Genomic DNA, 24126 nt, shown 5'->3' with positions numbered 1-24126 from the left:
GAGAGAAGAGAACGGAAAGGATACGGCGAAAGAGGAATGAGAACACTGACACTTCGAAATCGTTTTCAAGGTAACAGTACAATTGTGGAAAACGACTTTATAGATTATTATATGACAAAGGCAAATGGCGAATATGTAAAAGTATACCTGCTTTTACTGCGCCACCTGAATACACCGGACAGCTCACTGACTATTTCAAAACTTGCAGACTGTCTGGAATGCACGGAAAAAGATATTATCCGCGCATTTAATTACTGGTCTAAGATGGGACTTCTTGTGATCGATTACGACGATACCGGAATAATCTGCGGACTTTCTATTGGAAAGACTTCGGAGCTTTCCGACGCTGTACCTGCCATCAGAAAAGAGGAAATCGCAAAGCCGACTGCTGCACCAAAAGCAGAGCCACCTCTCAGAAGTGTTGCTGATGAGAATCAGGAACAGCTCAGACAGCTTTACTTTGTCGCTGAGCAGTACATGGGCAAACCATTGTCCAGCAAGGAGATTCAGAAAATTAACTATTTCTTTGATACATTACATTTTTCAACAGATTTGATTGAGTATCTGATTGAATATTGTGTGGAAAACGGGCACAAAAGTATGCATTATATCGAGTCTGTCGCGCTTGCATGGTCTGATGAGAACATCAAAAGCGTAACAGAGGCAAAAGCAAGTTCTGCTGCTTACAACAAGAATTGTTTTGCCGTTCTGAATGCATTCGGAATAAAAGGAAGAAGTCCGGCTGCAGTAGAATTAAGCTACATAAAAAAATGGGCGGAAGAATACGGTCTCACTTTAGATATTATTATAGAAGCTTGTAACCGTACGATTGCGAACACACATCAGCCTGATTTCAAATATACCGACTCCATTTTAAAGAACTGGATTGCAAAAGGGGTACATCATTTATCTGATATCACCAAGATCGATCTTGTCTATCAGCAGGAAAAAGAGATGAAACGACGCGCCGCTGCAACAAGAGCTGCCGCGCCTGCCCCGAACCGTTTTAACAATTTTGAAGGACGTTCTTACGACATTAGCTCGTTGGAACAGCAACTGTTAAACACACCATAATTAAAGGAGATTCATCGTGGCTTTAAATAATTCTCAATACGATACCATTATTCGTGCCTATGAGCAAAAACAGCTGCATAATCGAAATGTATTAGACAAACGCTATAAAACAGTGTATAATCGACTACCGGAGTTAAAAGAAATCAACGATTCTATCTCTCTTTTAAGTGTGAATCACGCGCGGAAGCTTCTAGACGGAGATGAGAGTGCACTTCCCGCTTTAAAAGAAGAGATTCGGAAGTTATCTGAGCAGAAAAAAACGCTGCTTTTATCTGCCGGTTTCCCGGCAGATTATTTGGAGCCGGTCTACGAATGCGAAGACTGCAAAGATACCGGATACATCGGCAATCGAAAATGTCACTGTTTCCACAAAGCAGTCATCGATCTGCTTTATACACAATCCAATTTACAGCATATTTTGGAAAAAGAAAATTTTGATACATTTTCTCTTTCTTACTACTCAGATAATCATATTGACCCAAAAACCGGGCGCTCTTCTCTCACAAATATGAAGAATGCCTATCTTACTTGCCGCGAATTTGCAGATACATTCGCGGACAATTTTCGCAATTTATTTCTTTATGGTGATACCGGCGTCGGAAAAACTTTTTTATCCAACTGTATCGCAAAAGAATTAATTGATCATGCTTATTCGGTAATTTACTTTACTGCATTTGAGCTCTTTGACACCATTGCCAAGAGTAAATTCGAAAAAGATAACACAGCTGAGATCATGTATGAACATATTTTCAACTGTGATCTGTTAATTATTGACGATTTGGGAACGGAACTTTCCAATGCGTTTACCGTTTCACAATTGTTCCTCTGTCTGAACGAGCGATTGCTGCGCAGAAAATCAACAATCATCTCTACGAATCTTTCCTTGGAATCACTTGTAGAGATTTATTCAGAGAGAACATTTTCCCGAATTACCAGTAATTACACCATGTTAAAATTAACCGGCGATGACATTCGCATCAAAAAGAAACTAATGAACAGGGAGGCAAATTAATGTTACACCGCACAGAACGCACTTTAGAAAATATACCAGTAGGATCACTCGGTATGATTCCAATTGACGGTTGTCAGGAATTGGGAGGCAAAGTAAACGATTATCTTGTAAAATGGAGAAAAGAGGCTGTTGCCAAAACAAAAGATGATGTCGTTTTCCACGATTACCAAAAAGAGACTTACATCATCGATGCTAAGGTTCCTCGTTTTGGTTCCGGAGAAGCAAAAGGTATTATCAATGAATCGGTAAGAGGAAAAGATATTTACTTGATGGTAGATGTATGTAACTATAGTTTAACATACTCATTGTCGGGACACACAAACCACATGTCACCAGATGACCATTTCCAGAATCTGAAAAGAGTCATCGCTGCTATCGGTGGAAAAGCTCGTAGAATTAACGTAATTATGCCTTTCCTTTACGAGAGCAGACAGCACAAAAGAAGCTCGAGAGAATCTCTTGACTGTGCGCTTGCACTTCAGGAGTTAGTTCGTATGGGCGTTGACAACATCATCACTTTTGATGCTCACGACCCACGTGTGCAGAATGCGATTCCACTCAGCGGATTCGAGACAGTTCGCCCGACATACCAATTTATTAAAGGGCTTCTTCAGAATGTTCCTGATTTAAAAATTGACAGCGAACACATGATGGCAATCAGCCCGGATGAAGGTGCTACAGGACGTGCTATCTATCTTGCCAACGTGCTTGGACTTGATATGGGTATGTTCTACAAACGCCGCGATTACACAAGAATTGTAGATGGACGCAACCCAATTGTCGCTCACGAATTTTTAGGTTCTTCTGTGGAAGGAAAAGATGTGATCATCATCGACGATATGATTTCTTCCGGAGATAGTATTCTTGATGTTGCAAAACAGTTGAAAGCAAGAAAAGCGAACCGAATCTTTGCAGCAGCTACATTTGGTCTGTTCACAAACGGTATGAAGAAATTCGATGAAGCATATGAACAGGGTATTATCCACGGTATTCTGACAACAAACTTGATTTATCAGACACCGGAATTATTGAGCAAACCTTACTACATCAACTGCGATTTGAGCAAATACATCGCACTGATTATCGATACATTGAACCACGACGGTTCCATCAGCAGTATCTTAAGTCCGAACGAAAGAATTCAGAATGTAGTGAAAAAATACCGCAATGGCGAAAAGATCTAATAGAATAGGATATATTGAGAGGGTGTCCGCGACACCCTCTTGTGTTTTTCAAAAATCATACTCTCATAATAGAAAGCCCCAGCTCCACCAATATCAGCACAATAAGTAAAATCCTAAATTTTACATCCATTCTCTCGGAAGCGGTATCACCTATCCTTCACCATAACTCGTTATCATCCACTCTCCGCTTAATAAATCTTTTTTCAAGATAACTCTCCAATCCGTTAATGTTTCTTGATGTGTTTTTTTATGCACTTCTGTCATAACCACATGATATTCCGCCATTTCATCATCTTCTTTTACACGTTCAATCGTAACGTCAACAAATTGAACATCACTACTTCCCTTATCATTTACTTCTTGTTCTAAAAATCCATTTATATCATTTCCTGCATTCATTGCCTTGATAAATTGTTCTACCGTTTCATATGAAGTCAAACCCTTTGGTCTTTCATAGCGGTTCATCTGCTTATTCCACCAAACAATTATCAAGACTATGAACCCGCACAACAAAACAATCAAAATATTATTTTTCTTTTGTCTCATACACGAAGTCCCCCCCTTCCATCACACATCTCTCTCCACATCGTAGTTGCTATTAGCACAGTCTATACAGCATTTTGTTGGGCAAATTACTGATTTTACTTTTCATCTTCCTCAGCAATACCATGTTTTCTTACTCTCAGTAATAAAATTTATCCTGAAAATTCAAATCCTCTGTTGACTTTTTCAACAAGATTTTCTCTACAAATTCAGTGCAGCTGTATAGCCTTCCGCAATAGCAACAAGTGCATTGCCAACCTTTGCAGCTCCGCTGATAACCTGAACATTATCACAAATTTTCTTTGCCGCATCTTCCAGAGGATTATAAGACCGATAACCAAATGCAGATACAACAGTAACTTCCGGAACCGATATTTTATTTCCATTTGCATCCGTATAGGTTACGCCTTCCTCGTCAATACTCTCTACTTTTGCTTTCGTCTGTATTTTTACATTAGCATCCTTAAGATATCCTATCAGGCGTCATTAAATAACCCCGGAATAAAACGATATCCCTTGCCATGTTCGTTGATTGCATAATCTTCTGTAATAATCAGCCCCCAACCTCCTTTAGCCTTCTCTTCAATATACTTGATAAAACGGTCCGTCACCATCCCATCCTCAGTACAGAAATTTGTTACCATCGCCGGCACCACCAAACGGTTCGGAATGGTACAGTTTCCAATTTTCATAGTAGAAAATAGTGTGTTAAGCATGTGCTTTACCTCCAATTCTTTTCATTCTCCATTTAGTCTCAAAATTCTCTTCTCCCTGAGTATATGCCCTGTAATAATTTGAAAGTCAACACAGATAACAAACAAAAAAACAACCCGATTACATTACAGAAATTGGGCTGTTTTTACAATTTTTTTTATTTTAATGATCGACTTTTACTTTTCTAAAAAAATCATGTCAAATAAAGCCTGAAACCATTACAATGTTTTCTCTCTCACAGGAATATGCAATTCCATCATTCGAATATCTTTCTCTCCCTCAACTCCACGTCCAAGCAGCAACGCTTCAATCGTGCTGCTTTGTTCGTAGCCGATTTCTTTCATGTATTGTAAGGCTTTCTGAGAATAATCACTATCAAATCGACCAACAGCTCCCAGATCTACAATGCTGCAAAGACAAATTTGCGAGGGGCGGTAACGCATATTCTCCAGTGACGATATGTCTAAAATATCAGCATATCTTTTTTCAATATAAAGTCCCCATAATTGGTGTTCTCCTACTTCCTCAAAACAGGGATTCCAAAACGGAGCAACTCTATCTGATAACAAAACTGCACTTATTTCATTGCTCATTTCAATTTCACCATAATAATCACCGTCTCCTTGCACCAGTGGAATAAAATAGTGTTCAGGTATCTTCCTAATCCAGTGATTTTTTAGATTAAGATGCGCTGTCTGGGCTCGCTCTGCTACAAATTCTATCCGCTCTAGCAGAAGTTGCTTATAGGCTACCTTAATCCATTCTAGCACATTTCTGCAATCTTATACAGTAATCTCTCTGTATCTTCCCAACCAATACACGGATCCGTAATAGATTTTCCAAAAATCCTCTGCTCATCAATTTTCTGATTTCCTTCCAGAAGATAACTTTCTACCATCACACCTTTGACAAGATTCTTGATGTCTGTATTATAATTTCTGCTGTGAAGTACTTCGCTGACAATACGCAGCTGTTCTTTATATTTTTTGTTGGAGTTTGAGTGATTTGCGTCCACGATGGCCGCCGGATTTTTCAAATCCCACTTCTCATACATCTCGAGAAGTCGAATCAAGTCTTCATAGTGATAGTTCGGAATGCATGTTCCGTACTTGTCCACACCGCCGCGCAGGATCGCATGTGCATATGGATTTCCGTCTGTTGTCACATCATATCCTCTGTAAATGAAATTGTGCCCTGCCTGTGCTGCCACAATCGAGTTCAGCATCACCGTAAAGTCACCGCTCGTCGGGTTTTTCATACCGACCGGAATATCCATTCCACTCGCTGTCAGTCTGTGCTGCTGGTCTTCCACGGAGCGGGCGCCAATTGCTTCATAAGAGAGAATATCGTCCAGGTAGCTTCTGTTTTCCGGATAGAGCATCTCATCGGCACATGTAAAACCATAGTCCTGAATAACACGGAGATGCATCTTGCGGATTGCGATGATCCCTCCATAAAGATCCGGCGCTTCATCCGGGATCGGCTGATGGAGCATTCCTTTATACCCCTCCCCTGTTGTACGCGGTTTGTTTGTGTAAACACGCGGAATGATCATCAATTTATCTTTCACCTGCTCATTCACTCTCGCAAGGCGACCTACATACTCACACACTGCATCTTCATTGTCCGCCGAACAAGGACCGATCAATACGATGAATTTATCAGATTCTCCTGCAAAAATCGCTTTGATCTCCTCATCCCTTTTTTCTTTTAATGCTTTCAGTGAGTCCGCCATTGGGTACTCTTTTTTCAGTGTTTCCGGGCTGCATAATTGATGGTTAATTTTCATTGACATAATTTTTCTCTCCTATTCCTAACTTTTCTAATATTTGTTGTTCTCTTTTCTGACAGGTGAAAATCAACACCTGTTTTTTATGCTCTGCAAGCCATTTCATCGTATTTTCAAGCCTTTGGTCATCATAAAACACGAATGTATCATCCAATATAACCGGATACTCTTCTTCGTGCAATAGTTCACTTGCCGCCATGCGAAGTGCAAAGTAAATCTGTTCGATCGTTCCGCGGCTCACCTGCTCAATTCCGATTTTCCGTTCTCCGGTATAAAGGCTCATTTTCAGCTTTTCATCAATTAAAAGCATCGTATATTTCCCACCTGTGATCTCAGAGAGAATCGCAGATGCCTTTTCATTTAATTTCACGCTAAGCTCCTTGTGTACATCTTTTGATAACTCCGTCAGACACTCTGAGGCAAGCTCCAGCGCCCGTTTTTTCATATCCTGTTTTTTGTAGTCATCGCCTGCCTCGTCAAGTTCGCTCAGCTGCTCCTGTACATTTCCGTACTGAATCTGCTTTTCTTTTAACTCTCCCTGCAAATGTTCTTTCTGCCACAACAGCTTATCCAATACCTTTTTCTGCTCTTCCTCCATCTCACTTTTCGGCTTCTTTTTACCTTCTTTGATTCGGTTCCACACATACATGCCCTCAGCGAGCAAAAGAACAATCATCACAAGATAATTCCACGGTCTGTGAAAAATAATGAACACTGCCACAAGAATCGCTGCCATCGCTGCAACTTTGATCGGAGATACTCTCCATCTGCCTTCCTCTTCGTATTTTCTGCACTCTTCCCTCACACGCGCTTCCTCTTTGCTGATTTTGCTGTCCGCTTCCTCAATCTCCTGTTCCAGTTTGTGGATATCACGCCAAAGATACGTCGTCTCCTGCTCTATCGCATATCGTCTCTGCTGTTTTTCCTGTAAGGACTTACGAATCTCACCCTCGACTTCTTTCTTTTTTTTGTTCAGTCGGTTCAATGCCCCATCCAGATCAATATCGCTGTTCCCAGTCGAATAATAATTTGTCGCATAGTTTTGAATTTCCACTGCAAGGCTTTGATTCGGCTCCACCTTCATCTGACCAATCGCTACTGTATTTTCATAGTTCGAGCCGTCCAGTCCATTCAATATCATCTCTAAATCCCCGTGCTCCAGCGAAAATTCTTCGCCGTCATCCTCGCAGATCAGCCTTGCACTTTTGGAATATTTATCAAAATTTCGCTCCAGTAAAAAATTCTTTCCTCCGCTTTCAAAACGAAGTGTCCCGGAATAATAATTCGGATTCTCCCACGGTTCATAGATGCTGAACGTATCGTTTACCGATGCCCTTCCTCTTCCGCGCTCCAGCCCGAACAGCATACTTTTTATAAACGTGTGAATCGTTGTCTTCCCAGACTCATTCTCCCCATAAAAAAGATTGATTCCATCTTTCAGCACAATCTTTTTTCCTGAGAACTTTCCAAAATTTCTCAAATAAAGTTCCCTTATCTCCATAGTCAACTCCTCTTCGTATCCAGCAGCGCCTGTACTCCTTCGTACAATGCCATGTGTGCTACACTGCCATCCTCACATTCTCTCAGACTCTCAATATATCTTCCCAAGAGATTTCCTTTGTTCTCCTCCAATAATCTGTCAAAATCATACGATGGTTTTGTCTCATCTACAATCTCAATAACATTCCCATAACCTTTCAGAGTCTCAGGTTCAAACGTGATATCTGCATCTCGAAAGCCTGTTAAAATAAATTTGTAAATATTCTCAATCCCATTTATCTGAATCATTTCCCGAATCTTTTCTCTTGCAAAACCATTTGTCATATTTTTCCCTACTTCAACTGGCAGATGCATGTACTCTCTTTTTGCACTCGGAACAAATTCTGCTTTCACGCCTTTTTCCGTCACCTCTCCACGGATGTATCCATGCTTTCCAGTGTCATTTTTGTCGATTGGCTCTAGCGCCCCCGCATACAAAATCTGATTTTCCACCAATGTCTGCGGTTTATGAATATGCCCCAAAGCAATATAGCTGTATCCGAGATTACTCAACACTTCTTTTTTGAACGGAATGTGCTTCTCGTCTCCGCCATGTGCAAGTAAAATCTCATATTTCTGCTTTCCGGGTGCTTTTGCCCGATCATAAAGCCCCTCTGTAATCTCTTTCCGATAATAACTCAGTCCGTAAACTCTTGTCTTTAAATCTTTAAACTCCACACTGCCCATATGCCCGTTCAATAAAGGATACACATTCTCATCCCACCGAAAAGTGAGATAATAAGAATCCGGTTTTAGAAAATCATGGTTTCCTGCTATAAATACAACTTTCGTCTTCGTCAATTTTGAAAATAAATAATTCAGCTCTTTCAGCTCTTTTTTCAATGGCTGCCGATGAAACAAATCTCCTGCAATCAGCAATAGATCGATTTCTTCCCACTCGCATATATGAATAATCTGTTCCAGACTATCCCATATCTCCTGCCCTCTGCTTTTACTGCCTGATTTTAAACCTTCTGGTTCTGCCCCTAGATGGACGTCCGCTATATGAATGAATTTCATCCTCTTTCTCCCCTTCTTCTTTATTCGGAAGTGTCACAATAAAACGTGTCTCCTTGTCATCGCTTTCTGCCCAAATAGTACCTCCATGTAACTCTACAATCTCTTTTGCAATGGCAAGTCCAAGTCCTGCACCTCCGGTCGTACTATGTCTCGCCTCATCCAAACGATAAAACTTTTCAAAGATTGTCCCCAACTGTTCCTTTGGTATCTGTTTCCCTCTATTGGAAAATACAATACGATTCCCTTCTTCTGTCATCTCTGCCTGAATCCGAATCTTTGTATTCGGATAGCAATAAGACACCGCATTTCGCAAGATATTGTCAAATACTCTTGCCAGCTTATCTGCATCTCCATAAACTACCATATCCTCAGCCGCCTCAACCTCACAAGTCAAATTTTTCTCCCTCAGCACTCCGTATAATTCATCGGCAAGCTGTTCGAGCATCATTGAAAGATTCAGCTCCACCGGCTCTAACACGATATCTTGCAGATTAAATTTTGTAATCTCGAAAAACTCACTGATCAGCTCCCCAAGTCTGATGGATTTCTCCAATGCAATATGTGTATACCGCTGTCGTTCTTCCTCCGGCATGTCCTGATAACTGTCAAGCATCGTCAGATACGCTACAATTGAAGTGAGCGGTGTTTTTAAATCATGTGCCAGAAATACAATCAGGTCATTTTTCTTTTTCTCTCCCTCAATCACTTCCTGCTCTTGCTTTTTCAAAATCTGCTTGATCTCATTAAGCCTTGTCTCAATCGGCTTCAATTCCGTGATCATATGAATAGAATCTGCCGAATCCAAAACGATGTTATCGATCCCGGTCTCCACCTGATTCAGATATTTTACCATTTTTGATAATGCCGCATAAAAAAATAAAGAAAACAGACACAAAAATCCAATCACAAGAAAGAAGTCCTTATTGTTTCCTATTACCCTCCAATACCAGTGTCTCGCACTTTCCTCCTGCACATGAACAGATGTCAGCAGTTTTACGAGATCGTTCGAAGAGTCTTCCAGAAAATATTCGAGAATAAATCCTCCTACCAAAATCGTGAGCGCTGTCACGAAAACAGTCTGCAACAAAATACTTAATTTTAATTTTCGATATTTATTCTTCAACTTTATATCCCACTCCCCAGACGGTCTTGATGAAATCCGACTTTCCTGTCGGTCCACTCATTTTTTCCCGCAAATGCCTGATGTGCACCATCACCGTATTGTTGCTGTTTTTATAATATTCTTCTTTCCAAACCTTTCGAAACAGCTCCTCTGAGCTAATCACTTTGCCACGATTCTCACAGAGAAGCCATAAAATATCGAACTCAATCGGTGTCAATGTCAGCGAACGCTCATTAAAAATGCACTCGTGAGATGTTCTGTTCAGCAGCACTCCTGCAAAATCAATTACATCGCCTTCTATCTTTCCTCCATCGTTGTACTGTGTATAACGCCGAAGCTGCGCTTTCACTCTGGCAACAAGTTCCAGCGGGTTGAATGGTTTTGGAATATAATCATCCGCTCCTAGAGTCAATCCGGTAATCTTGTCCATGTAATCCACTTTCGCAGTCAGCATAATCACCGGAAATGTATATTTTTCACGTATTCTTTTTAAAATCTCAAACCCGTCAATATCCGGCAGCATCACATCCAGCAGCGCCAAATCAATCTTCGTGGTCTCAATGCAGTTTAATGCCTCTTCTCCTGTATAGAACTTATGTACCTGATATTCATCATTTTGCAGATACAATGCAATGACATCCGCAATCTCTTTTTCATCATCTACTACTAATATATTCATGCTTTTCTCCCTTTCTGATTATTAAAAAAGGACGGGAGAATACTTTCCCCCGTCCCCAATCTCAATCCTCTTATAATTCGCAGTTATTCACTGTTCTTGGGAATGGTAAAACGTCTCTGATGTTCGACATTCCTGTTAAGTACATTACACAGCGTTCAAATCCAAGTCCGAATCCGGCATGTCTTGTAGAACCATATTTTCTAAGATCCAGATAGAACTGGTACTCTTCCGGTTTCAAGCCCATCTCATTCATACGCGCCAAGAGTTTTTCGTAGTTATCTTCTCTCTGACTTCCGCCGATGATCTCACCGATTCCAGGAACAAGACAGTCAACAGCAGCCACTGTCTTATTGTCATCGTTCATCTTCATGTAAAATGCCTTGATATCCTTCGGATAATCTGTTACAAACACAGGACGTTTGTAAACCTCTTCTGTAAGGTAACGCTCATGTTCTGTCTGTAAATCTGCTCCCCACGATACTTTATAATCAAATTTGTCATTGTTCTTTTCTAATATTTCAATTGCCTCTGTATAGGTCACACGTGCAAAATCAGAGCTTGCCACATTGTGCAGACGATCCAAAAGGCCCTTATCTACAAATGAGTTGAAGAAATTCATCTCTTCCGGTGCGTTCTCTAATACATAGTTGATGATGTATTTTAACATCGCCTCTGCAAGCATCATATTATCGTCTAAATCTGCAAATGCAATCTCCGGTTCTACCATCCAAAATTCTGCCGCATGACGTGTAGTGTTCGAATTCTCTGCACGGAATGTCGGACCAAATGTATAGATATTGCGGAATGCCTGCGCATATGTCTCACCATTCAACTGTCCGCTCACTGTAAGGCTTGTCTCTTTATTAAAGAAATCCTGACTGTAATCTACAGTTCCATCTTCGTTTTTCGGAATATTCTCCATATCCAATGTTGTCACACGGAACATCTCTCCGGCACCTTCACAGTCGCTTCCTGTAATGATTGGTGTGTGTACATACACAAACCCTCTTTCCTGAAAGAACTGATGAATTGCATATGCGATCAAAGAACGTACTCTAAATACTGCCTGAAACGTGTTTGTTCTCGGACGCAAATGTGAGATTGTTCTTAAATATTCAAAGCTGTGACGCTTTTTCTGAAGCGGATAATCCGGTGCTGACGCTCCTTCTACCACAACTTCTGTTGCCTGAATCTCAAACGGCTGTTTTGCCTGCGGTGTTGCTACAAGTGTTCCTTTTACAATAATTGCCGCACCTACATTTAACTTAGATATATCTGCAAAATTCTCCATTGTATCATGGTAAACAACCTGCAGTGTCTCAAAAAATGTTCCGTCATTTACAACAATAAATCCAAATGTCTTTGAATCTCTGATACTGCGAATCCAGCCGCCCACTGTAATTTCTTTGTCTAAATATTGTTCCCGATGCTTATAAAGCTCTTTGACTGTTACTAATTCCATAACCAAAACTCCTTTATTTTCACTATTCCTTATAGTATAACCTATTTTGCGCCATTTTCCTATAGTATTTCTAACAATTCTCTCACATCTCTGATTTCTTTGTCAAATGTCTCTACATTTCCAAATCCATATGCTGCAAATATAAATGGAATTCCTGCTGCTTTTGCCGCCTCACAGTCCCCCTCCGTATCTCCCACATAGACGCAGTTTTGAAGATGATTCCTTTCTATTACGAGACGGATATTCTCACCCTTACTCTTCTTTGTGTCACCATAGCACTCCGTATCCAACACATACTGTTCCAGTTGATTCTTTTTCAAAAACAGCTCAATATACCCTGATTGGCAATTGCTGACCACACAGACTTTATGTGTCTTTGCTAACTCCTGAATCGTCTCTTTCACACCCGGATACAACAAGTTCTCCTCGCATCGCTCCAACACCTCATGTTCATACATGCAGCACAGTTCCAATGCCCGTTCTTTTTCCGCTGCACTTGCACTCGGAAATAAATGATCGGCAATCACATTCATCGGCTTTCCAAACTCTCGTTTAAGCGTATCCGAGGTAATCTCCTCACATTCAATACCAAGCTCTTTCACCGCAAGATTCCACGCCTTCGCGACCTCACCTGTAGAGTCCCACAGCGTCCCATCAACATCAAATATTATATTCTCTATATTCATACTTTCTCCTGTCTGCCTGGAAATGTAATTTCCAAACGCTCATTTTGATACTTTACAAGATGCTTCCAAATCACTACAAAGGACAAAATCCCTGTTCCAGCTGTGATTCCAAGCGGTCCCCTCTTGATTATCACCATTCCCCAGAAAATTGCGAATGTGACAACAGACCGGAAAAAGTGAGGCCGAATGACAATCACAATAGAAAACATCAAATAACATACCGCCAAAATCAAAACCGGTCTCCAATAAGGGACTAACCCGAGCAATACTCCAAATGATACTGCAATTGACTTTCCTCCCATCTTCGGATTCCAAAACGGAAACGCATGCCCGAGAACCGGTGCAGCCAACACCAAACCAAAAATAAGGTGTCGCGGATTTAACACATGCATTGCCGCATGCACCGGCAGATATCCCTTCAGAAGTTCCAGCATCAATGCACAGAATCCTATCGGTGCTCCAGCGCAGAGAAATGCATTTGCCACCCCCGGATTCTGATCCGGACTTTCTTTTGTGACATCGATCTTCTTTATATATTTGGGAAGTAAATATCCATATAATACACTCCCAGACAAATATCCAAAAAGAATATAAAACAAATATTGTGTTGTCATCTTTTCTTCACTTCCTATTCCTCACCAGATAGCTTCTTCAGATGATGATAAATCTTCTCTGTCGCCATCGGCTTACTGTTAATCTCCTGAGCACGAATCATGTCACGGCGCAATCTTTCTTTCTCCAAAATCTTCTGTCCAGCCCTCAGTTGTCCAAAGAAACTCTTTCGCCCAATTGACATATGCCGTTCCTCGAAGAATTCCAGATTCCGATTCTCACATCCCGGAATTGGATTTGTGTGGATGATCGGAATTCTGCTCACCGCTGCTTCCGTACTGCTTAATCCCCCCGGTTTCGTAAAAATGACGTCACACGCTTCCATGTACTCTGCCACCTGCTCTGTGAAACCAAGGATGCGTACCCTTCTATCCCTTCTAAGTTCTCTTTTTAAAGTCTCTTCCAGTTTCTTATTATTCCCACAGATTACAACAATCTCTTCATTTTCTTTCAGTCTTCTCGCAAGCTCCAGCACAAAAATCTGGATCTTTCCAAATCCCATACTTCCACTCATTACAAGATAAATCAAGCCGTCTTGAGGCAGCTGACAGATTTCTCTGGCTTTTTTCCCGCCCAATCTCCTGCCAAACTTTTCTCTGACCGGAATCCCCCAAGGGAGCAGTTTTTCTCTCGGAATACCCCTTGATACAAATTCATTTATCAAGTCTTCATGCGGAATCACATAATAATCACACTCGGTCTCCTCCCAGAATGGAATACTTGTGTAATCGGTCGCAATCGCAACGGTCTTCTGCCTCAAAATTCCTTTTCGCTTCATCCACGTCAATGTCTCCGCCGGATACAAATGCGGTGTCACAATTATATCAAAGTCTTTATTTTCCAAATATTGTTTCAATTTTTTACCCAATCTTGCACACGCAAAATAAACCGGTGATTTCCGCTTCGCCGAAGAAATCAGCCTCCCAAGCCGATATACCAGCCCAAAAAGGTGCGGACAATGCTTTACCACATTAACATATAAGCCTCCTACAGCATTCGATGTCTTTTTGCCACTCAGCATCATCAGATCAATAAACTCTGCCTGATCCCCATGACTTTCTATATATTCCTTTATGGCTTTCCCGGCAGAATTATGCCCTTCTCCTGTGTTACAAGACAATATCAAAACTTTCATGTACTGTTGTCCTTTCTTTTATGAAGTGAACAGTAACGATTATAGCATTAGTAAAAGAAAAAAGCTAGGTGACACTTGAAGAAGCTCTTGAAATGTGCTATATTGAAAATACAAAAAGGGAAACCACAAGCGGCTACCCAATAATTAAATGCTTAATTTACACTAAGCCGTCATTATTGCAGTAATGGCGGCTATTTTCGTTTATCCTTGAAAATCTCGTAACAAAGACCTACAAGGGCAACAATGAATATTAATAACTGAATCAGATCAGAATATGTAACATACATCAGCATCGCCCTCCTTTCTTTCGTCTGGAGGGTTCGCCCCTCCGTAAAAGAGGGTAAGCCGCCCGACTTTGGTTTCCCATGTCGTGATTATAGAATATAATACACCTATATCACTTTAGTACTATTCGATTATCAATGTACCACATTCCTCATCTAAAGTAAGCGCAAAATAATTCGACGGATTGTGTTGCCCTAAAAATCATTCCATAATAATCAATAGAAAATGCAAGCATTTCACTTCATCTTCTCTTGCTAGAAATGATAGATGCGAGCATTTTACTCTATCCGATTTATGGAGGTGTGCTCATGAGAAGCAAAAGAATACCTACCGAAGAACAATACCGTCTCATCATGGAATGCCGTCAAAGTGGGTTGACAGATCATCAATGGTGTGTGGAACATGACATTAAACCGGGAACTTTTTACAACTGGGTAAAAAGGCTGCGTCAGAAAGGTTGTGTGGATTTGCCAGCGTCAACCGGACGCAGCTATCGTGCACCGGAAAGCCAGGAAGTTGTCAGAGTGGATTTTCATGATACTGACCCGCTCCCATATGAACAGCCATTAAATGTGATTCCGGTAGCTACGGAAAAAAATAACCTTTCCGTAGCAGAGCCAATGAAGCTGTCTGTAGGAAGTTTGCATCTAACAATACCAAATGGAACAGATCCTCAGCTTCTGGCTCAAACGCTTCGCATTGTGAAGGAGTTGGAATGTTAGGGGATATCACAGCCGCCGATGAAATCTATATCGTAACAGGCAGAACGGATATGCGGAAATCCATTGACGGGCTGTGTGCTATTGTAGAGAATCAACTCCATATGGATCCAAGGCGAAGCGCCCTGTATCTTTTCTGTGGAAAACGTTGTGACAGGATCAAAGCTTTGCTTTGGGAATCTGACGGATTTGTGTTGCTGTATAAACGTATGGAAGTCCAGGGCAGATTCCGCTGGCCCAGAAATCAGTTGGAAGTAAAGCAACTGACCTGGCAGCAATTCGACTGGCTCATGTCCGGTCTTGAAATCGAACAACCAAAAGCATTCAAACCTACGGAATGATTGTGTAAAACCTCTATGCCAGCCAACAAAAATGGAGAGCTTTCCACACCCTGTATCATGTCTGCAATCCCTTGTAAATACTGGGTTTTCTGCTTCCTTTTCATTGCTTTTTATGGTATAATAAGAGCAGTAAAAAAGGAGCAGAAGACATATGGCTGGTAATTCAAAAGATTCAAAAATCCTTGCGTACAAGGACATGATCAACCAACTGAATAAAACGATTTCCGCACAGACAGAACTGATCCAGTCTTTACAAAAAACATTGGAAGCAGACCGTCTGGAAAAAGAAAATCTTCGTCAGCAGATTGAATATCTCACGAAGAAGCTCTTTGGTACTTCCAGTGAAAAACGGAAAGATATCGATGGTCAGCTGAATCTTTTTGATGAAGCCGAGCAGGAAGCAGATCCGACATGGAAACAGGAACTTCCTGATGACATCACTGTTCCGGAACATAAGCGAAAAGCACGACGGACACATGCGGATCTCTTTAAAAATGTTCCTTCCTGCGACGAGATCATTTCTCTTCCGGAGGAGGAGCGGAACTGTCCAACCTGCGGAACGCAGATGGAATGTATTGGGAAAGAATTCGTCCGCCATGAATTCCGGTTTACCCCTGCCAAAGGGAAAGTAGTAAATATCTATCGTGAAACCTATAAATGCCCGGAGTGTGCCATATCAGAGGAACACCCGGATGATCAGACATTTGTCAAAGCGCCTGTTCAGGAACCATTGATCCCGGAAAGTTATGCATCGGAATCCGTTGTAGGATGGGCAATGCACCAGAAGTACCAGAATGGTCTGCCATTAAACCGGCAGGAATCGGAATGGAAGCAGCTGGGTGTCCCATTGAGCCGGGCTACGCTTGCTAACTGGATCATTTACTGTACCGAGAATTACCTCTGCCATGTTTATGATTATTTTCACCGTCAGTTACGGATGCGTAAATATCTGATGGCAGATGAAACTCGGGTTCAGGTACTGAATGAGCCGGAGCGCAATCCTGAAACAGATTCCTGGATGTGGCTCTTCCGCAGTGGAGAAGATGGGCTTCCGCCGATCCTGCTCTATCATTACACAGAGACAAGGGCAAAGTTCCATGCAGCATCTTTCCTGCAGGGGTTCCGTGGATATCTGGAGACCGACGGATACCAGGGTTATAACAATCTGCCGGATATCAAACGCTGCTCTTGCTGGGCACATGTGAGACGTTATTTCACAGATGCCATACCGAAAGGGAAAGAGTATGATTACAGCCTTCCGGCGGTGCAGGGAGTACAATTTTGCTCCAAGCTGTTTGATTGTGAGCGGTACTCAAAAGCAAAAAATCATACTGCGGAGCAGAGAAAACAGTTCCGTCTTGAAAAGGAGAAGCCGATACTGGAGGCATTCTGGATTTGGCTGGATCAACAGCGTCCAAACAAGGGAACCCGTTTGGCGAAAGCGGTGAACTATGCCCAAAATCGGAAAGACACCCTGATGACCTATCTGGAAGATGGTCATTGCAGTTTATCCAACAATCTTAGCGAGAATGCAATCAGACCATTCACTGTTGGTCGGAGGAACTGGCTGTTCAGTGCCAGTCCGAAGGGAGCGGCCTCTAGTGCTATTGTGTATACAATGGTTGAGATGGCAAAAGCGAATGACCTGAATACCTACAAATATCTGACATACCTCTTATCACAGCGGCCAGACGATAAAATGTCAGATGAACAGCTGGAACAGCTTGCCCCATGGAGCGAGACTGCGAAAGCAAACTGTCAAAACTAAACATAGAGCAAAACGCTTGCATCTATCATTTTGGTGCAAGCGTGATTCATGGGCAGCGTAGCAATATTTTGCGCTTACCATCTAAAAACTCATTTTACTCCTTTACCCCTTTGCGCTAAATCCAAAATGTTCTGCTGCCTTAATTACACCATACACATTTGTGCCCTGTTTATCTGTGCCTGCTACTTCACGAATTCTAGTAATGCTAATTTTGTATCCATTTTGTTTGCATATCGTTGCTATGCATGCTGCACCACAATCTGTAATATTTACCAACAGTACGTTCGGAGATGATTTCTCCTGATTTACATAATTCCTTGGTGATTTTAGGGGCACCATAATTCTGTTTTGATTCATCGTAAATATCCTGAATTTTAGTTTTTACGGCTTCACGTCTTTTTTCTGTATTAGAAGGAACACGTTTTAGCCATGCATGATAACCAGAACGAGAAACGCCAAGATGTTTCAACATTCCGGAGACAGAAACCTGGCGTTTCGCCTTATGGGCAGTTTCTGCCATCTCCATAACTTCGAGATAAATGGCTTCCGTCATTTTCCCAGAATGTTGATTGCTTTTTTTAATACTTCAAGGGCATCCTGTGCATCTCGTAATTCTCGTTTTAATCGTGCGATTTCTTTGGCTTCATCAGAAGCATAGTTGCCGGAACCACGGCTTTCAATATCACCTGTTTCACGCAGTTCTTTCTGCCAACGTGATAATGTCTGCTGACTGATTCCTAAGTTTGTAGCACAACCCTGCAGTCCTAAGTTTCTATGATCGTGATAGTACTGGACTGCATCCAGCTTAAATTGTTTGTCATAGTGCTTTGCCATAATGAGATCCTCCTTCAGTGCGGTACCTACATTGTACCATGATTTTTCTTATAAGGAATTCTCATTTTGACTTGTACTATTTATATTCTAGCACCACCTGCCATGAATTAAGTGTCGTGTCTATATTTACTTTTTTGAAACCACCCTAAGGATGGTTTGTTTGCTATGCAATTTTATTTTTCTCTAACCACTACCTCTTTGTTTCAAACTTATCCTTTCACAATCTTTATAATTTATTTTAATATAACTTATTCACCCATTGCCCCTATGCTACCAATAACAAAAAACGCTATATATAATGTAAAACCAATGCTTAGAAATTCTTTTTTTGCGCAAAAGCTCTCAACACAATCTTCATCCTTTAAAATAAACATTGTTTTCCCTTTAAAAACAAATATTAACACAGCACTCATTACAAATACGATTTGTAGTACTGTTGTAATTGCCCCAATCGGTATAAAATCTGATATTATTACACCAAATAAATTAAATGCCATATGCAAATAAATTGCATACTTTATTTTTCCTGTAATAATCACGATATTTGCACACAATACCCCCAAAAACATCGTGTATAACAACTGCTCCAAATTTGCATGATATAATCCAAAAAACAGACTACTAATCGCAATCGCTATAACTTTTCCATATGGTAGTAGCTTTTCTAACAATATTTTTCTAAACAAAAGTTCTTCAAAAATAGGTGAAACAATTACCGCACAAACAAAAAGTAAAACTATTGGCACATTCTCCACATAAGATTCGACAACACCTTCATTCATTTCCCCGTTTATCAAATATATTTTAAGACAATTAACTATCTTATCTGTAACGTTAGATAATAATGTTGTCATTCCTAATAATATTAGTAAATACCTACCCCCATCACAAATCGAATTTTTTCGTCCCAAGGATACTTCATTTATATTTCTTTTCTTCATACTCTTAGTAAAAAGTTGAAAGAAATATACATACCAAACACTGGACATGCATCCACCTATCATCTGAATTGATTGTGTACTTAAAGATAATTTTACAGCTTCTGTAATGCCAACAACCAAACCACTAAATATACTAGACAAAAGCATAGCACCTAGCAACGCACAACTAATTTTACTAATTGTTTTCATTTTCTAATTTTCTGCTTTCCAAATATTTTTCTTTGCACTTGTCTGAAAAGTGATAATCTTAACCTTAGGAACTTTTCATAAGTGCTTGTGCTTTTGAGACTCTGATTGATTTGCGCATACAACTAGAGTCACCTTATTATATATAAATCAGTTTGCATGAGCAAACCACTCTATACCGAAATATTTACATTATATTGGGACTAATTCCCACATATATGTCTATCTCTGTATTTTTCGGATTGAACATATTTTTCTTTAATTTCTAACATATTACTCCTTCGATATTGTGCAAAAATTATACCGAAACCTTATATTTCATCACAGTCGAACTGCCTATACATATTGGTCTTCGACCTCTACCTTTGTATCCTCATATTTCTATAAGTTTGTCTTTGCGATTATTATAGCTTTCTCTTAAATTATGCGTCAATTAAATTTCTAACAATCGAAAATTACTATCAATAATCGTTCTCGATTTTTTCAAAAAGTGTAATTTTTTCTACCCACCCTTCCTATAATGTCAAACCCAAAAGTATTGATTTTACGGGCTTTTCTTTAAATATTTTCCTCATAAAACAGGGCCGGAAGTATATGACAGTCATTCTATCTTATACTGATAGCTATAAGAGGATACACTTTATAAAGCATCCCTTGAATTGGCTTTATAAAGGCTATAAATTCTCTGTCAACTATGCTTCTTTTTAGGTAGATTCTTTTTTTAACTGCTGCCACTTGCAGAATCTATTAAGATGTGCTATATTGAAGATACAAAAAGGGAAACCGCAAGCGGCTTACCCGGTAAAATAAAAGCTGTTATTTTAAACTGCCGTCATTATTGCGAGTAATGGCGGCTATTTTCGTTTATCCTTGAAAATCTCGTAACAAAGACCTACAAGGGCAACAATGAACATTAATAACTGAATCAGATCAGAATATGTAACATACATCAGCATCGCCCTCCTTTCTTTCGACTGGAGGGTGAATCCCTCCGTAAAAGAGGGTAAGCCGCCCGGCTCTGGTTTCCCATGCCGAAATTATAGCATATTCTTAATTTGCTTTCAATTACCTGCTGCTACATTGAAGTCTTATATTCATCACATAATTCAAATAATCAATAAAATTGTTAAGCGTCTGATTTAATATTTAAATCTTTTTATCAAGGTTTTCTTCAATCTCCTTATATATTCTTTTGATCTCATCAGTGCATTTAGTAATCACCATTCCTTCGATAGTTGCATACATTCCTTTTATACATTCTAAATATGTCAACATTATTATATTTAACTATTGTGCTGCATGAGATGACGCTTCACCTAACCCCAAAATTGTTGGCCCAATTCCAACATCCCCCTTATAAACTCCACGTCTTCCAAATGTTTCTAATGCAGTAGCATGAACTGCTATATTTGCATAATCATAAAACTTCTTCCAATGTGTGCCTTTTCGCTCCCATCCGGAAATAGAGTTGTTCATAATATCCATTATCCTGTTTATTGTTCTCCTATCCGGATTTTCCACATTTAAGACATCTGATGCGATTTGCATATTGCAAGTATAATCGTCCTGTCTTGAATCGAGCCATCTCTGTATCATCCCGATTAGCGGATCATCTTCCTTAAAGTCTTCCTGCAGTTCTTCTACATATTCCTGTAACTTCTTCGGAAGAACTAATGAAAATTTTCCACTCAGATATATTTTATAGGCTTCCGCCCATGCCTGCCTGAACTCATATAGCAAAAGCTCATCATCAACAAATAAACTTTTTGCTATCGGCTCAACTCCACATTCCAATGGTAAGAATCTTCTGTTCCCTGTCTTATCAACTAAAAATTGGGCATCGTTTGTAGTACCAACAAATACACAGGTACGGTATCGCTTTTCACTTTCTCTGGCATACGCTCCGCGGTATTCATCTGATTTAGCTGTAACGGAAGACTTGACGCCCTCTATCGCACTCTTGACTGCAAGCAGTTCATTAAATTCTACAATCAACTTGCCCTGTATCAATTCCGCTGCATCCTTATTTTTGTCTATCGTTTTCAAATTCTCTAAATACCAGTCTTCATTACAACACACTTTCAAGAAAAATGTAGATTTTCCTATGCCTTGGCGCCCAGAAAGAACTAGAACATAATCAAATTTTGTCCCCGGACTAAATGCCCGGCTTATAACTGCAAGCATAACCAGTTTCATACAATGCGCCGAATACTCACTTTTAGCTACGCCAAGATAATCTGTTAAAAGATTTTCTATTCTTGGAACTCCATCCCATACCGTGCTGTTAAGCATATCTATAAACGGATTGAATTTATTTACATCCGCTGCCATTTCCAACGCTGCTAGTATTTTCTTGTCCGAATTTAAAAGGTAATACGTTTCCATATAGTAAATCAAGTATTCATTATCTATATTGGTCCATTCCCTCAATTTCTCTGATTTATTCCACGGTAACGCACCTTCTACGTTCTTCCTGTTTGATAATGTATTGAATTTAATTTTCCCCGACAAGACTGGATCACATCCAAGAACTGTAACGCAATTCTTTCTTGATTGAATCGGTATGTTTTTATCCTTCTGCATATCCAGCATACTAAATACTCTTCCTACCATTTCAATATCTGGTTTGCTACATATTCCCGGGGCAGCCCTCGTCTCTTCTGCTTCTCCGCTTCTTGCTGTTTCTCTTTCTCCCTGCACTCACTCGCCGCCTTTCTGCTTTTGCTTTCATTTTCACATTGTTTCTTGTACCACTTCGCCACATTCTTCATCTGTTGATCATGCTCTTTTTCATACTCATTAACGAAGCGGTTGTAGTATTCTCTAGCCCTGCTACAGCCTAAAAATTCAAGCCGTGTAAGAGCATCTTCGGCAAATCCCGGCCAAGTCAATTCATAGCCATAGATTTTCATAAAGAATGACTTATCAAGTCTCATATCGCAAGATATGCTGTCAAGTAGTTCTCTTCTGCTTGCCATCTACTCACCTACCGTTTTTGTACCGAAAAACCTTTCTTGAAAATACGCCACCGGAACACGGCCACGCGCTATAAGAAATCCTTTTTCCTCAAGTTCACTGTTCATTTGCCGGATATACTGATAGCTTTTGCTCTCAGACACTCCGAGAATCTCTGAAATATCTTTTGCTGTGTATACCTGCTTACTCATTTAATCAACTCCTTTCGCATCTTCCTGATCTGCTCGTCAATGTTCTGCATCTCAGCTGAATATTCAGCTTTCCAACTGCTGCCACTTTGCAGAATCAATTCCGATTTTCGTCTAACTAAGGCTGTGTAGTCTCTGATCTGATTCACTGTCATGATTTCACTCCTTTCAATCACTTCACACGCTGCCCGGCGTATTTTATTCTGTTTCAATAATTTCAGTTACATCAACGCCAAGCGACCGAGCAATCTTGCCGACTGTTTCTGGTCTTGCATCTCCGCCGCCAATAATCCGGCACAATGTGCCTTTTGGGATTCCATCAGCTTCAAGGTCCTTTTGTCCTTTGCACGCTCTCGCTCTCGCAAGTTCGTATTTTTGTCTGTTAATCTTCATCTTTTTATCACCTCTTTCTATATTCATTTTTGAATATATGCATAGTATAATATTCATTTTAGAATATATTAATGCTTTTTCATAATAAATATTCACTTTTGAATATAAATGTGTTATACTTTAGAATAAGTAGGAGGTACAACATGGGAATAAATGATTTTATACAAATTGGTAGCACTATCAAAGAACTTAGGAAAGCTAAAGGAATTTCGCAAAAAGAAATGTCTAAACTTTTGGATATTCCATATTCTACATACTCAAATTATGAAAATAATAACAGAGAGCCAAGCGCCGACGTAATAAAAAAAGTTTCTGACATCTTGGAAATATCAACAGATAGCTTAATAGAAACAGCGAAAACTAAAAGTAAAACCTTTATAGATGAAATAGATGTGTATGTTGAAAAATTCCAAAAAGATATAGCAGAACGTGGTTACAATAGAGAAATGGGAGATATTGAACTATTAAAATATTTTCGGAAATTGAATTATGAAGGGCAAGATAAGGCTATTGACTACACTAAACTACTTTCAGAAAGTCCCAAATACCAAAAAGATTATACTAAAGATAATGGCACTGTGTACGCAGCACACGAACCAACAGACATTGAAAACACCAATAATTCAGAAGAATAAAAGGTGTCAGTATTTGGTGCCCCCTTTGCAAGTGTAGGAAAATCTACGGCAGTAAATAATTTAACACCCATAACCACCGTACCTAAAAGTACGCTTGTAAAAACCGGTGTGTCCAAAATTGGACACTCCACTGTTTATATGACAGATCTAAATTGAGCCGCCGGTTGAACCGTCATCTGAATTTCCGATACTTCAAAGGGTGTAGCGTAACACGACACCTAAACACAGTCACCCAACGCAAAATTGTGTTCGGTACATTGACAATAATATACTTATTAAGGCAGCCGA

At 40.1% G+C, this 24126-nt stretch carries 29 protein-coding genes; 7 read left to right on the top strand and 22 right to left on the bottom strand.

From position 1 onward, the window contains the following. The first annotated feature begins 36 nt into the window (after positions 1-36). The 3 genes from AC6I5B_RS00665 to AC6I5B_RS00655 are packed head-to-tail and all read left to right on the top strand — an operon-like array spanning position 37 to position 3270. Positions 37-1074 (top strand): DnaD domain protein, encoded by a 1038-nt coding sequence (locus AC6I5B_RS00665; RefSeq protein ID WP_270608755.1) that lies wholly within the window; start codon positions 37-39, stop codon positions 1072-1074. A gap of 16 nt (positions 1075-1090) precedes the next feature. Then, the gene (locus AC6I5B_RS00660) at positions 1091-2086 is read left to right on the top strand and encodes an ATP-binding protein (RefSeq protein ID WP_004614344.1); all 996 of its coding nucleotides are present in this window, start codon (positions 1091-1093) and stop codon (positions 2084-2086) included. Next, positions 2086-3270, top strand: coding sequence for a ribose-phosphate pyrophosphokinase (locus tag AC6I5B_RS00655; protein WP_004614345.1), 1185 nt, complete (start codon positions 2086-2088; stop codon positions 3268-3270). Before AC6I5B_RS00660 ends, AC6I5B_RS00655 begins: the two co-directional genes overlap by 1 nt. 150 nt (positions 3271-3420) lie before the next feature. Here the strand turns inward: AC6I5B_RS00655 and AC6I5B_RS00650 are convergent, their stop codons facing one another. From AC6I5B_RS00650 to AC6I5B_RS00595, 12 genes are all read right to left on the bottom strand, one after another. Next, positions 3421-3816 (bottom strand): hypothetical protein, encoded by a 396-nt coding sequence (locus AC6I5B_RS00650; RefSeq protein ID WP_022249857.1) that lies wholly within the window; start codon positions 3814-3816, stop codon positions 3421-3423. A 473-nt stretch (positions 3817-4289) separates the two neighbouring features. Next, positions 4290-4529 carry an oxidoreductase gene (locus AC6I5B_RS00645; protein ID WP_004614348.1) on the bottom strand — a complete coding sequence of 80 codons (240 nt, stop codon included), beginning with the start codon at positions 4527-4529 and terminating at the stop codon, positions 4290-4292. 216 nt (positions 4530-4745) lie between these two features. Then, on the bottom strand, positions 4746-5120 hold the full coding sequence (locus AC6I5B_RS00640) for a hypothetical protein (RefSeq protein ID WP_147344823.1): 375 nt from the start codon (positions 5118-5120) through the stop codon (positions 4746-4748). 170 nt (positions 5121-5290) lie between these two features. After that, the gene (locus AC6I5B_RS00635) at positions 5291-6322 is read right to left on the bottom strand and encodes a 3-deoxy-7-phosphoheptulonate synthase (RefSeq protein WP_022249856.1); all 1032 of its coding nucleotides are present in this window, start codon (positions 6320-6322) and stop codon (positions 5291-5293) included. Next, positions 6306-7817, bottom strand: coding sequence for an ATP-binding protein (locus tag AC6I5B_RS00630; protein WP_004614351.1), 1512 nt, complete (start codon positions 7815-7817; stop codon positions 6306-6308). Before AC6I5B_RS00630 ends, AC6I5B_RS00635 begins: the two co-directional genes overlap by 17 nt. A 2-nt stretch (positions 7818-7819) precedes the next feature. Next, the gene (locus AC6I5B_RS00625) at positions 7820-8875 is read right to left on the bottom strand and encodes a metallophosphoesterase family protein (RefSeq protein WP_004614352.1); all 1056 of its coding nucleotides are present in this window, start codon (positions 8873-8875) and stop codon (positions 7820-7822) included. Further along, positions 8808-9998 (bottom strand): sensor histidine kinase, encoded by a 1191-nt coding sequence (locus AC6I5B_RS00620; protein WP_004614353.1) that lies wholly within the window; start codon positions 9996-9998, stop codon positions 8808-8810. The genes AC6I5B_RS00625 and AC6I5B_RS00620 overlap by 68 nt, the downstream gene beginning before the upstream one ends. After that, complete coding sequence (gene vanR, locus AC6I5B_RS00615; protein WP_004614354.1) at positions 9988-10677, bottom strand: VanR-ABDEGLN family response regulator transcription factor; 690 nt, start codon at positions 10675-10677, stop codon at positions 9988-9990. Before vanR ends, AC6I5B_RS00620 begins: the two co-directional genes overlap by 11 nt. A 70-nt stretch (positions 10678-10747) precedes the next feature. Continuing rightward, positions 10748-12139 (bottom strand): asparagine--tRNA ligase, encoded by a 1392-nt coding sequence (asnS, locus tag AC6I5B_RS00610; protein WP_004614355.1) that lies wholly within the window; start codon positions 12137-12139, stop codon positions 10748-10750. A gap of 59 nt (positions 12140-12198) precedes the next feature. After that, complete coding sequence (locus AC6I5B_RS00605; RefSeq protein WP_004614356.1) at positions 12199-12825, bottom strand: HAD family hydrolase; 627 nt, start codon at positions 12823-12825, stop codon at positions 12199-12201. Further along, the gene (locus AC6I5B_RS00600) at positions 12822-13439 is read right to left on the bottom strand and encodes a glycerol-3-phosphate acyltransferase (RefSeq protein WP_004614357.1); all 618 of its coding nucleotides are present in this window, start codon (positions 13437-13439) and stop codon (positions 12822-12824) included. Before AC6I5B_RS00600 ends, AC6I5B_RS00605 begins: the two co-directional genes overlap by 4 nt. A 14-nt stretch (positions 13440-13453) precedes the next feature. Then, entirely contained in the window at positions 13454-14572 is a 1119-nt protein-coding gene (locus AC6I5B_RS00595) for an MGDG synthase family glycosyltransferase (protein WP_004614358.1), read from the bottom strand. Positions 14573-15165: 593 nt separating this feature from the next. Between AC6I5B_RS00595 and tnpA the strand changes: the two genes are divergently transcribed. The 3 genes from tnpA (at position 15166) to AC6I5B_RS00580 (ending at position 17685) form a co-directional block, all read left to right on the top strand. Beyond that, positions 15166-15579, top strand: a complete 414-nt coding sequence (gene tnpA / locus AC6I5B_RS00590) for an IS66 family insertion sequence element accessory protein TnpA (protein ID WP_172590409.1) — start codon at positions 15166-15168, stop codon at positions 15577-15579. Further along, positions 15573-15917 (top strand): IS66 family insertion sequence element accessory protein TnpB, encoded by a 345-nt coding sequence (tnpB, locus tag AC6I5B_RS00585; RefSeq protein WP_119636218.1) that lies wholly within the window; start codon positions 15573-15575, stop codon positions 15915-15917. Before tnpA ends, tnpB begins: the two co-directional genes overlap by 7 nt. A 151-nt stretch (positions 15918-16068) precedes the next feature. Further along, positions 16069-17685 carry an IS66-like element ISRgn2 family transposase gene (locus AC6I5B_RS00580; protein WP_119636217.1) on the top strand — a complete coding sequence of 539 codons (1617 nt, stop codon included), beginning with the start codon at positions 16069-16071 and terminating at the stop codon, positions 17683-17685. Positions 17686-17787: 102 nt separating this feature from the next. On the opposite strand, the gene AC6I5B_RS00575 is transcribed toward AC6I5B_RS00580, so the two are convergent. The 10 genes from AC6I5B_RS00575 to AC6I5B_RS00530 all read right to left on the bottom strand — a co-directional run bounded on the left by AC6I5B_RS00575 (position 17788) and on the right by AC6I5B_RS00530 (position 23203). Continuing rightward, positions 17788-17961, bottom strand: coding sequence for a cysteine peptidase family C39 domain-containing protein (locus AC6I5B_RS00575; protein WP_330673623.1), 174 nt, complete (start codon positions 17959-17961; stop codon positions 17788-17790). Then, positions 17891-18211 (bottom strand): IS3 family transposase, encoded by a 321-nt coding sequence (locus AC6I5B_RS00570; RefSeq protein ID WP_243132323.1) that lies wholly within the window; start codon positions 18209-18211, stop codon positions 17891-17893. The genes AC6I5B_RS00575 and AC6I5B_RS00570 overlap by 71 nt, the downstream gene beginning before the upstream one ends. A 23-nt stretch (positions 18212-18234) precedes the next feature. Further along, positions 18235-18519 carry a transposase gene (locus tag AC6I5B_RS00565; protein ID WP_004614360.1) on the bottom strand — a complete coding sequence of 95 codons (285 nt, stop codon included), beginning with the start codon at positions 18517-18519 and terminating at the stop codon, positions 18235-18237. A 248-nt stretch (positions 18520-18767) separates the two neighbouring features. Then, positions 18768-19649: a CPBP family intramembrane glutamic endopeptidase gene (locus AC6I5B_RS00560; protein ID WP_497773531.1), complete on the bottom strand. Its 882-nt coding sequence runs from the start codon at positions 19647-19649 to the stop codon at positions 18768-18770. Between the two features lie 851 nt (positions 19650-20500). After that, positions 20501-20596, bottom strand: a complete 96-nt coding sequence (locus AC6I5B_RS00555) for a putative holin-like toxin (protein WP_022250471.1) — start codon at positions 20594-20596, stop codon at positions 20501-20503. 337 nt (positions 20597-20933) lie between these two features. Further along, positions 20934-22346 (bottom strand): virulence-associated E family protein, encoded by a 1413-nt coding sequence (locus tag AC6I5B_RS00550; RefSeq protein ID WP_147344822.1) that lies wholly within the window; start codon positions 22344-22346, stop codon positions 20934-20936. After that, on the bottom strand, positions 22253-22624 hold the full coding sequence (locus AC6I5B_RS00545) for a hypothetical protein (RefSeq protein WP_004614364.1): 372 nt from the start codon (positions 22622-22624) through the stop codon (positions 22253-22255). The genes AC6I5B_RS00550 and AC6I5B_RS00545 overlap by 94 nt, the downstream gene beginning before the upstream one ends. Continuing rightward, entirely contained in the window at positions 22625-22813 is a 189-nt protein-coding gene (locus AC6I5B_RS00540) for a hypothetical protein (protein ID WP_004614365.1), read from the bottom strand. Then, complete coding sequence (locus tag AC6I5B_RS00535) at positions 22810-22965, bottom strand: hypothetical protein (protein ID WP_159431705.1); 156 nt, start codon at positions 22963-22965, stop codon at positions 22810-22812. Before AC6I5B_RS00535 ends, AC6I5B_RS00540 begins: the two co-directional genes overlap by 4 nt. Before the next feature lie 43 nt (positions 22966-23008). Next, positions 23009-23203 carry a hypothetical protein gene (locus AC6I5B_RS00530; RefSeq protein ID WP_022249986.1) on the bottom strand — a complete coding sequence of 65 codons (195 nt, stop codon included), beginning with the start codon at positions 23201-23203 and terminating at the stop codon, positions 23009-23011. Positions 23204-23346: 143 nt separating this feature from the next. Here AC6I5B_RS00530 and AC6I5B_RS00525 point away from each other — a divergent pair, with 143 nt between their 5' ends. Continuing rightward, complete coding sequence (locus AC6I5B_RS00525; RefSeq protein WP_117787749.1) at positions 23347-23838, top strand: helix-turn-helix domain-containing protein; 492 nt, start codon at positions 23347-23349, stop codon at positions 23836-23838. Positions 23839-24126: the final 288 nt, after the last annotated feature.

It is taken from the genome of Faecalimonas nexilis, from assembly GCF_059731825.1.
This window is presented reverse-complemented; position numbering and strand designations above follow the sequence as displayed.

Coding starts and splice junctions, on each gene's coding strand:
- AC6I5B_RS00580 (WP_119636217.1), top strand. CDS start 16,069: ATGGCTGGTAATTCAAAAGATTCAAAAATCCTTGCGTACAAGGACATG.
- AC6I5B_RS00530 (WP_022249986.1), bottom strand. CDS start 23,203: ATGAAGATTAACAGACAAAAATACGAACTTGCGAGAGCGAGAGCGTGC.
- AC6I5B_RS00605 (WP_004614356.1), bottom strand. CDS start 12,825: ATGAATATAGAGAATATAATATTTGATGTTGATGGGACGCTGTGGGAC.
- AC6I5B_RS00565 (WP_004614360.1), bottom strand. CDS start 18,519: ATGGCAAAGCACTATGACAAACAATTTAAGCTGGATGCAGTCCAGTAC.
- asnS (WP_004614355.1), bottom strand. CDS start 12,139: ATGGAATTAGTAACAGTCAAAGAGCTTTATAAGCATCGGGAACAATAT.
- AC6I5B_RS00535 (WP_159431705.1), bottom strand. CDS start 22,965: ATGACAGTGAATCAGATCAGAGACTACACAGCCTTAGTTAGACGAAAA.
- AC6I5B_RS00595 (WP_004614358.1), bottom strand. CDS start 14,572: ATGAAAGTTTTGATATTGTCTTGTAACACAGGAGAAGGGCATAATTCT.
- AC6I5B_RS00545 (WP_004614364.1), bottom strand. CDS start 22,624: ATGGCAAGCAGAAGAGAACTACTTGACAGCATATCTTGCGATATGAGA.
- tnpB (WP_119636218.1), top strand. CDS start 15,573: ATGTTAGGGGATATCACAGCCGCCGATGAAATCTATATCGTAACAGGC.
- AC6I5B_RS00645 (WP_004614348.1), bottom strand. CDS start 4,529: ATGCTTAACACACTATTTTCTACTATGAAAATTGGAAACTGTACCATT.
- AC6I5B_RS00635 (WP_022249856.1), bottom strand. CDS start 6,322: ATGTCAATGAAAATTAACCATCAATTATGCAGCCCGGAAACACTGAAA.
- AC6I5B_RS00650 (WP_022249857.1), bottom strand. CDS start 3,816: ATGAGACAAAAGAAAAATAATATTTTGATTGTTTTGTTGTGCGGGTTC.
- AC6I5B_RS00540 (WP_004614365.1), bottom strand. CDS start 22,813: ATGAGTAAGCAGGTATACACAGCAAAAGATATTTCAGAGATTCTCGGA.
- AC6I5B_RS00640 (WP_147344823.1), bottom strand. CDS start 5,120: ATGAGCAATGAAATAAGTGCAGTTTTGTTATCAGATAGAGTTGCTCCG.
- AC6I5B_RS00625 (WP_004614352.1), bottom strand. CDS start 8,875: ATGAAATTCATTCATATAGCGGACGTCCATCTAGGGGCAGAACCAGAA.
- AC6I5B_RS00600 (WP_004614357.1), bottom strand. CDS start 13,439: ATGACAACACAATATTTGTTTTATATTCTTTTTGGATATTTGTCTGGG.
- vanR (WP_004614354.1), bottom strand. CDS start 10,677: ATGAATATATTAGTAGTAGATGATGAAAAAGAGATTGCGGATGTCATT.
- AC6I5B_RS00630 (WP_004614351.1), bottom strand. CDS start 7,817: ATGGAGATAAGGGAACTTTATTTGAGAAATTTTGGAAAGTTCTCAGGA.
- AC6I5B_RS00525 (WP_117787749.1), top strand. CDS start 23,347: ATGGGAATAAATGATTTTATACAAATTGGTAGCACTATCAAAGAACTT.
- AC6I5B_RS00555 (WP_022250471.1), bottom strand. CDS start 20,596: ATGTATGTTACATATTCTGATCTGATTCAGTTATTAATGTTCATTGTT.
- AC6I5B_RS00665 (WP_270608755.1), top strand. CDS start 37: ATGAGAACACTGACACTTCGAAATCGTTTTCAAGGTAACAGTACAATT.
- tnpA (WP_172590409.1), top strand. CDS start 15,166: ATGAGAAGCAAAAGAATACCTACCGAAGAACAATACCGTCTCATCATG.
- AC6I5B_RS00655 (WP_004614345.1), top strand. CDS start 2,086: ATGTTACACCGCACAGAACGCACTTTAGAAAATATACCAGTAGGATCA.
- AC6I5B_RS00560 (WP_497773531.1), bottom strand. CDS start 19,649: ATGAAAACAATTAGTAAAATTAGTTGTGCGTTGCTAGGTGCTATGCTT.
- AC6I5B_RS00570 (WP_243132323.1), bottom strand. CDS start 18,211: ATGGAGATGGCAGAAACTGCCCATAAGGCGAAACGCCAGGTTTCTGTC.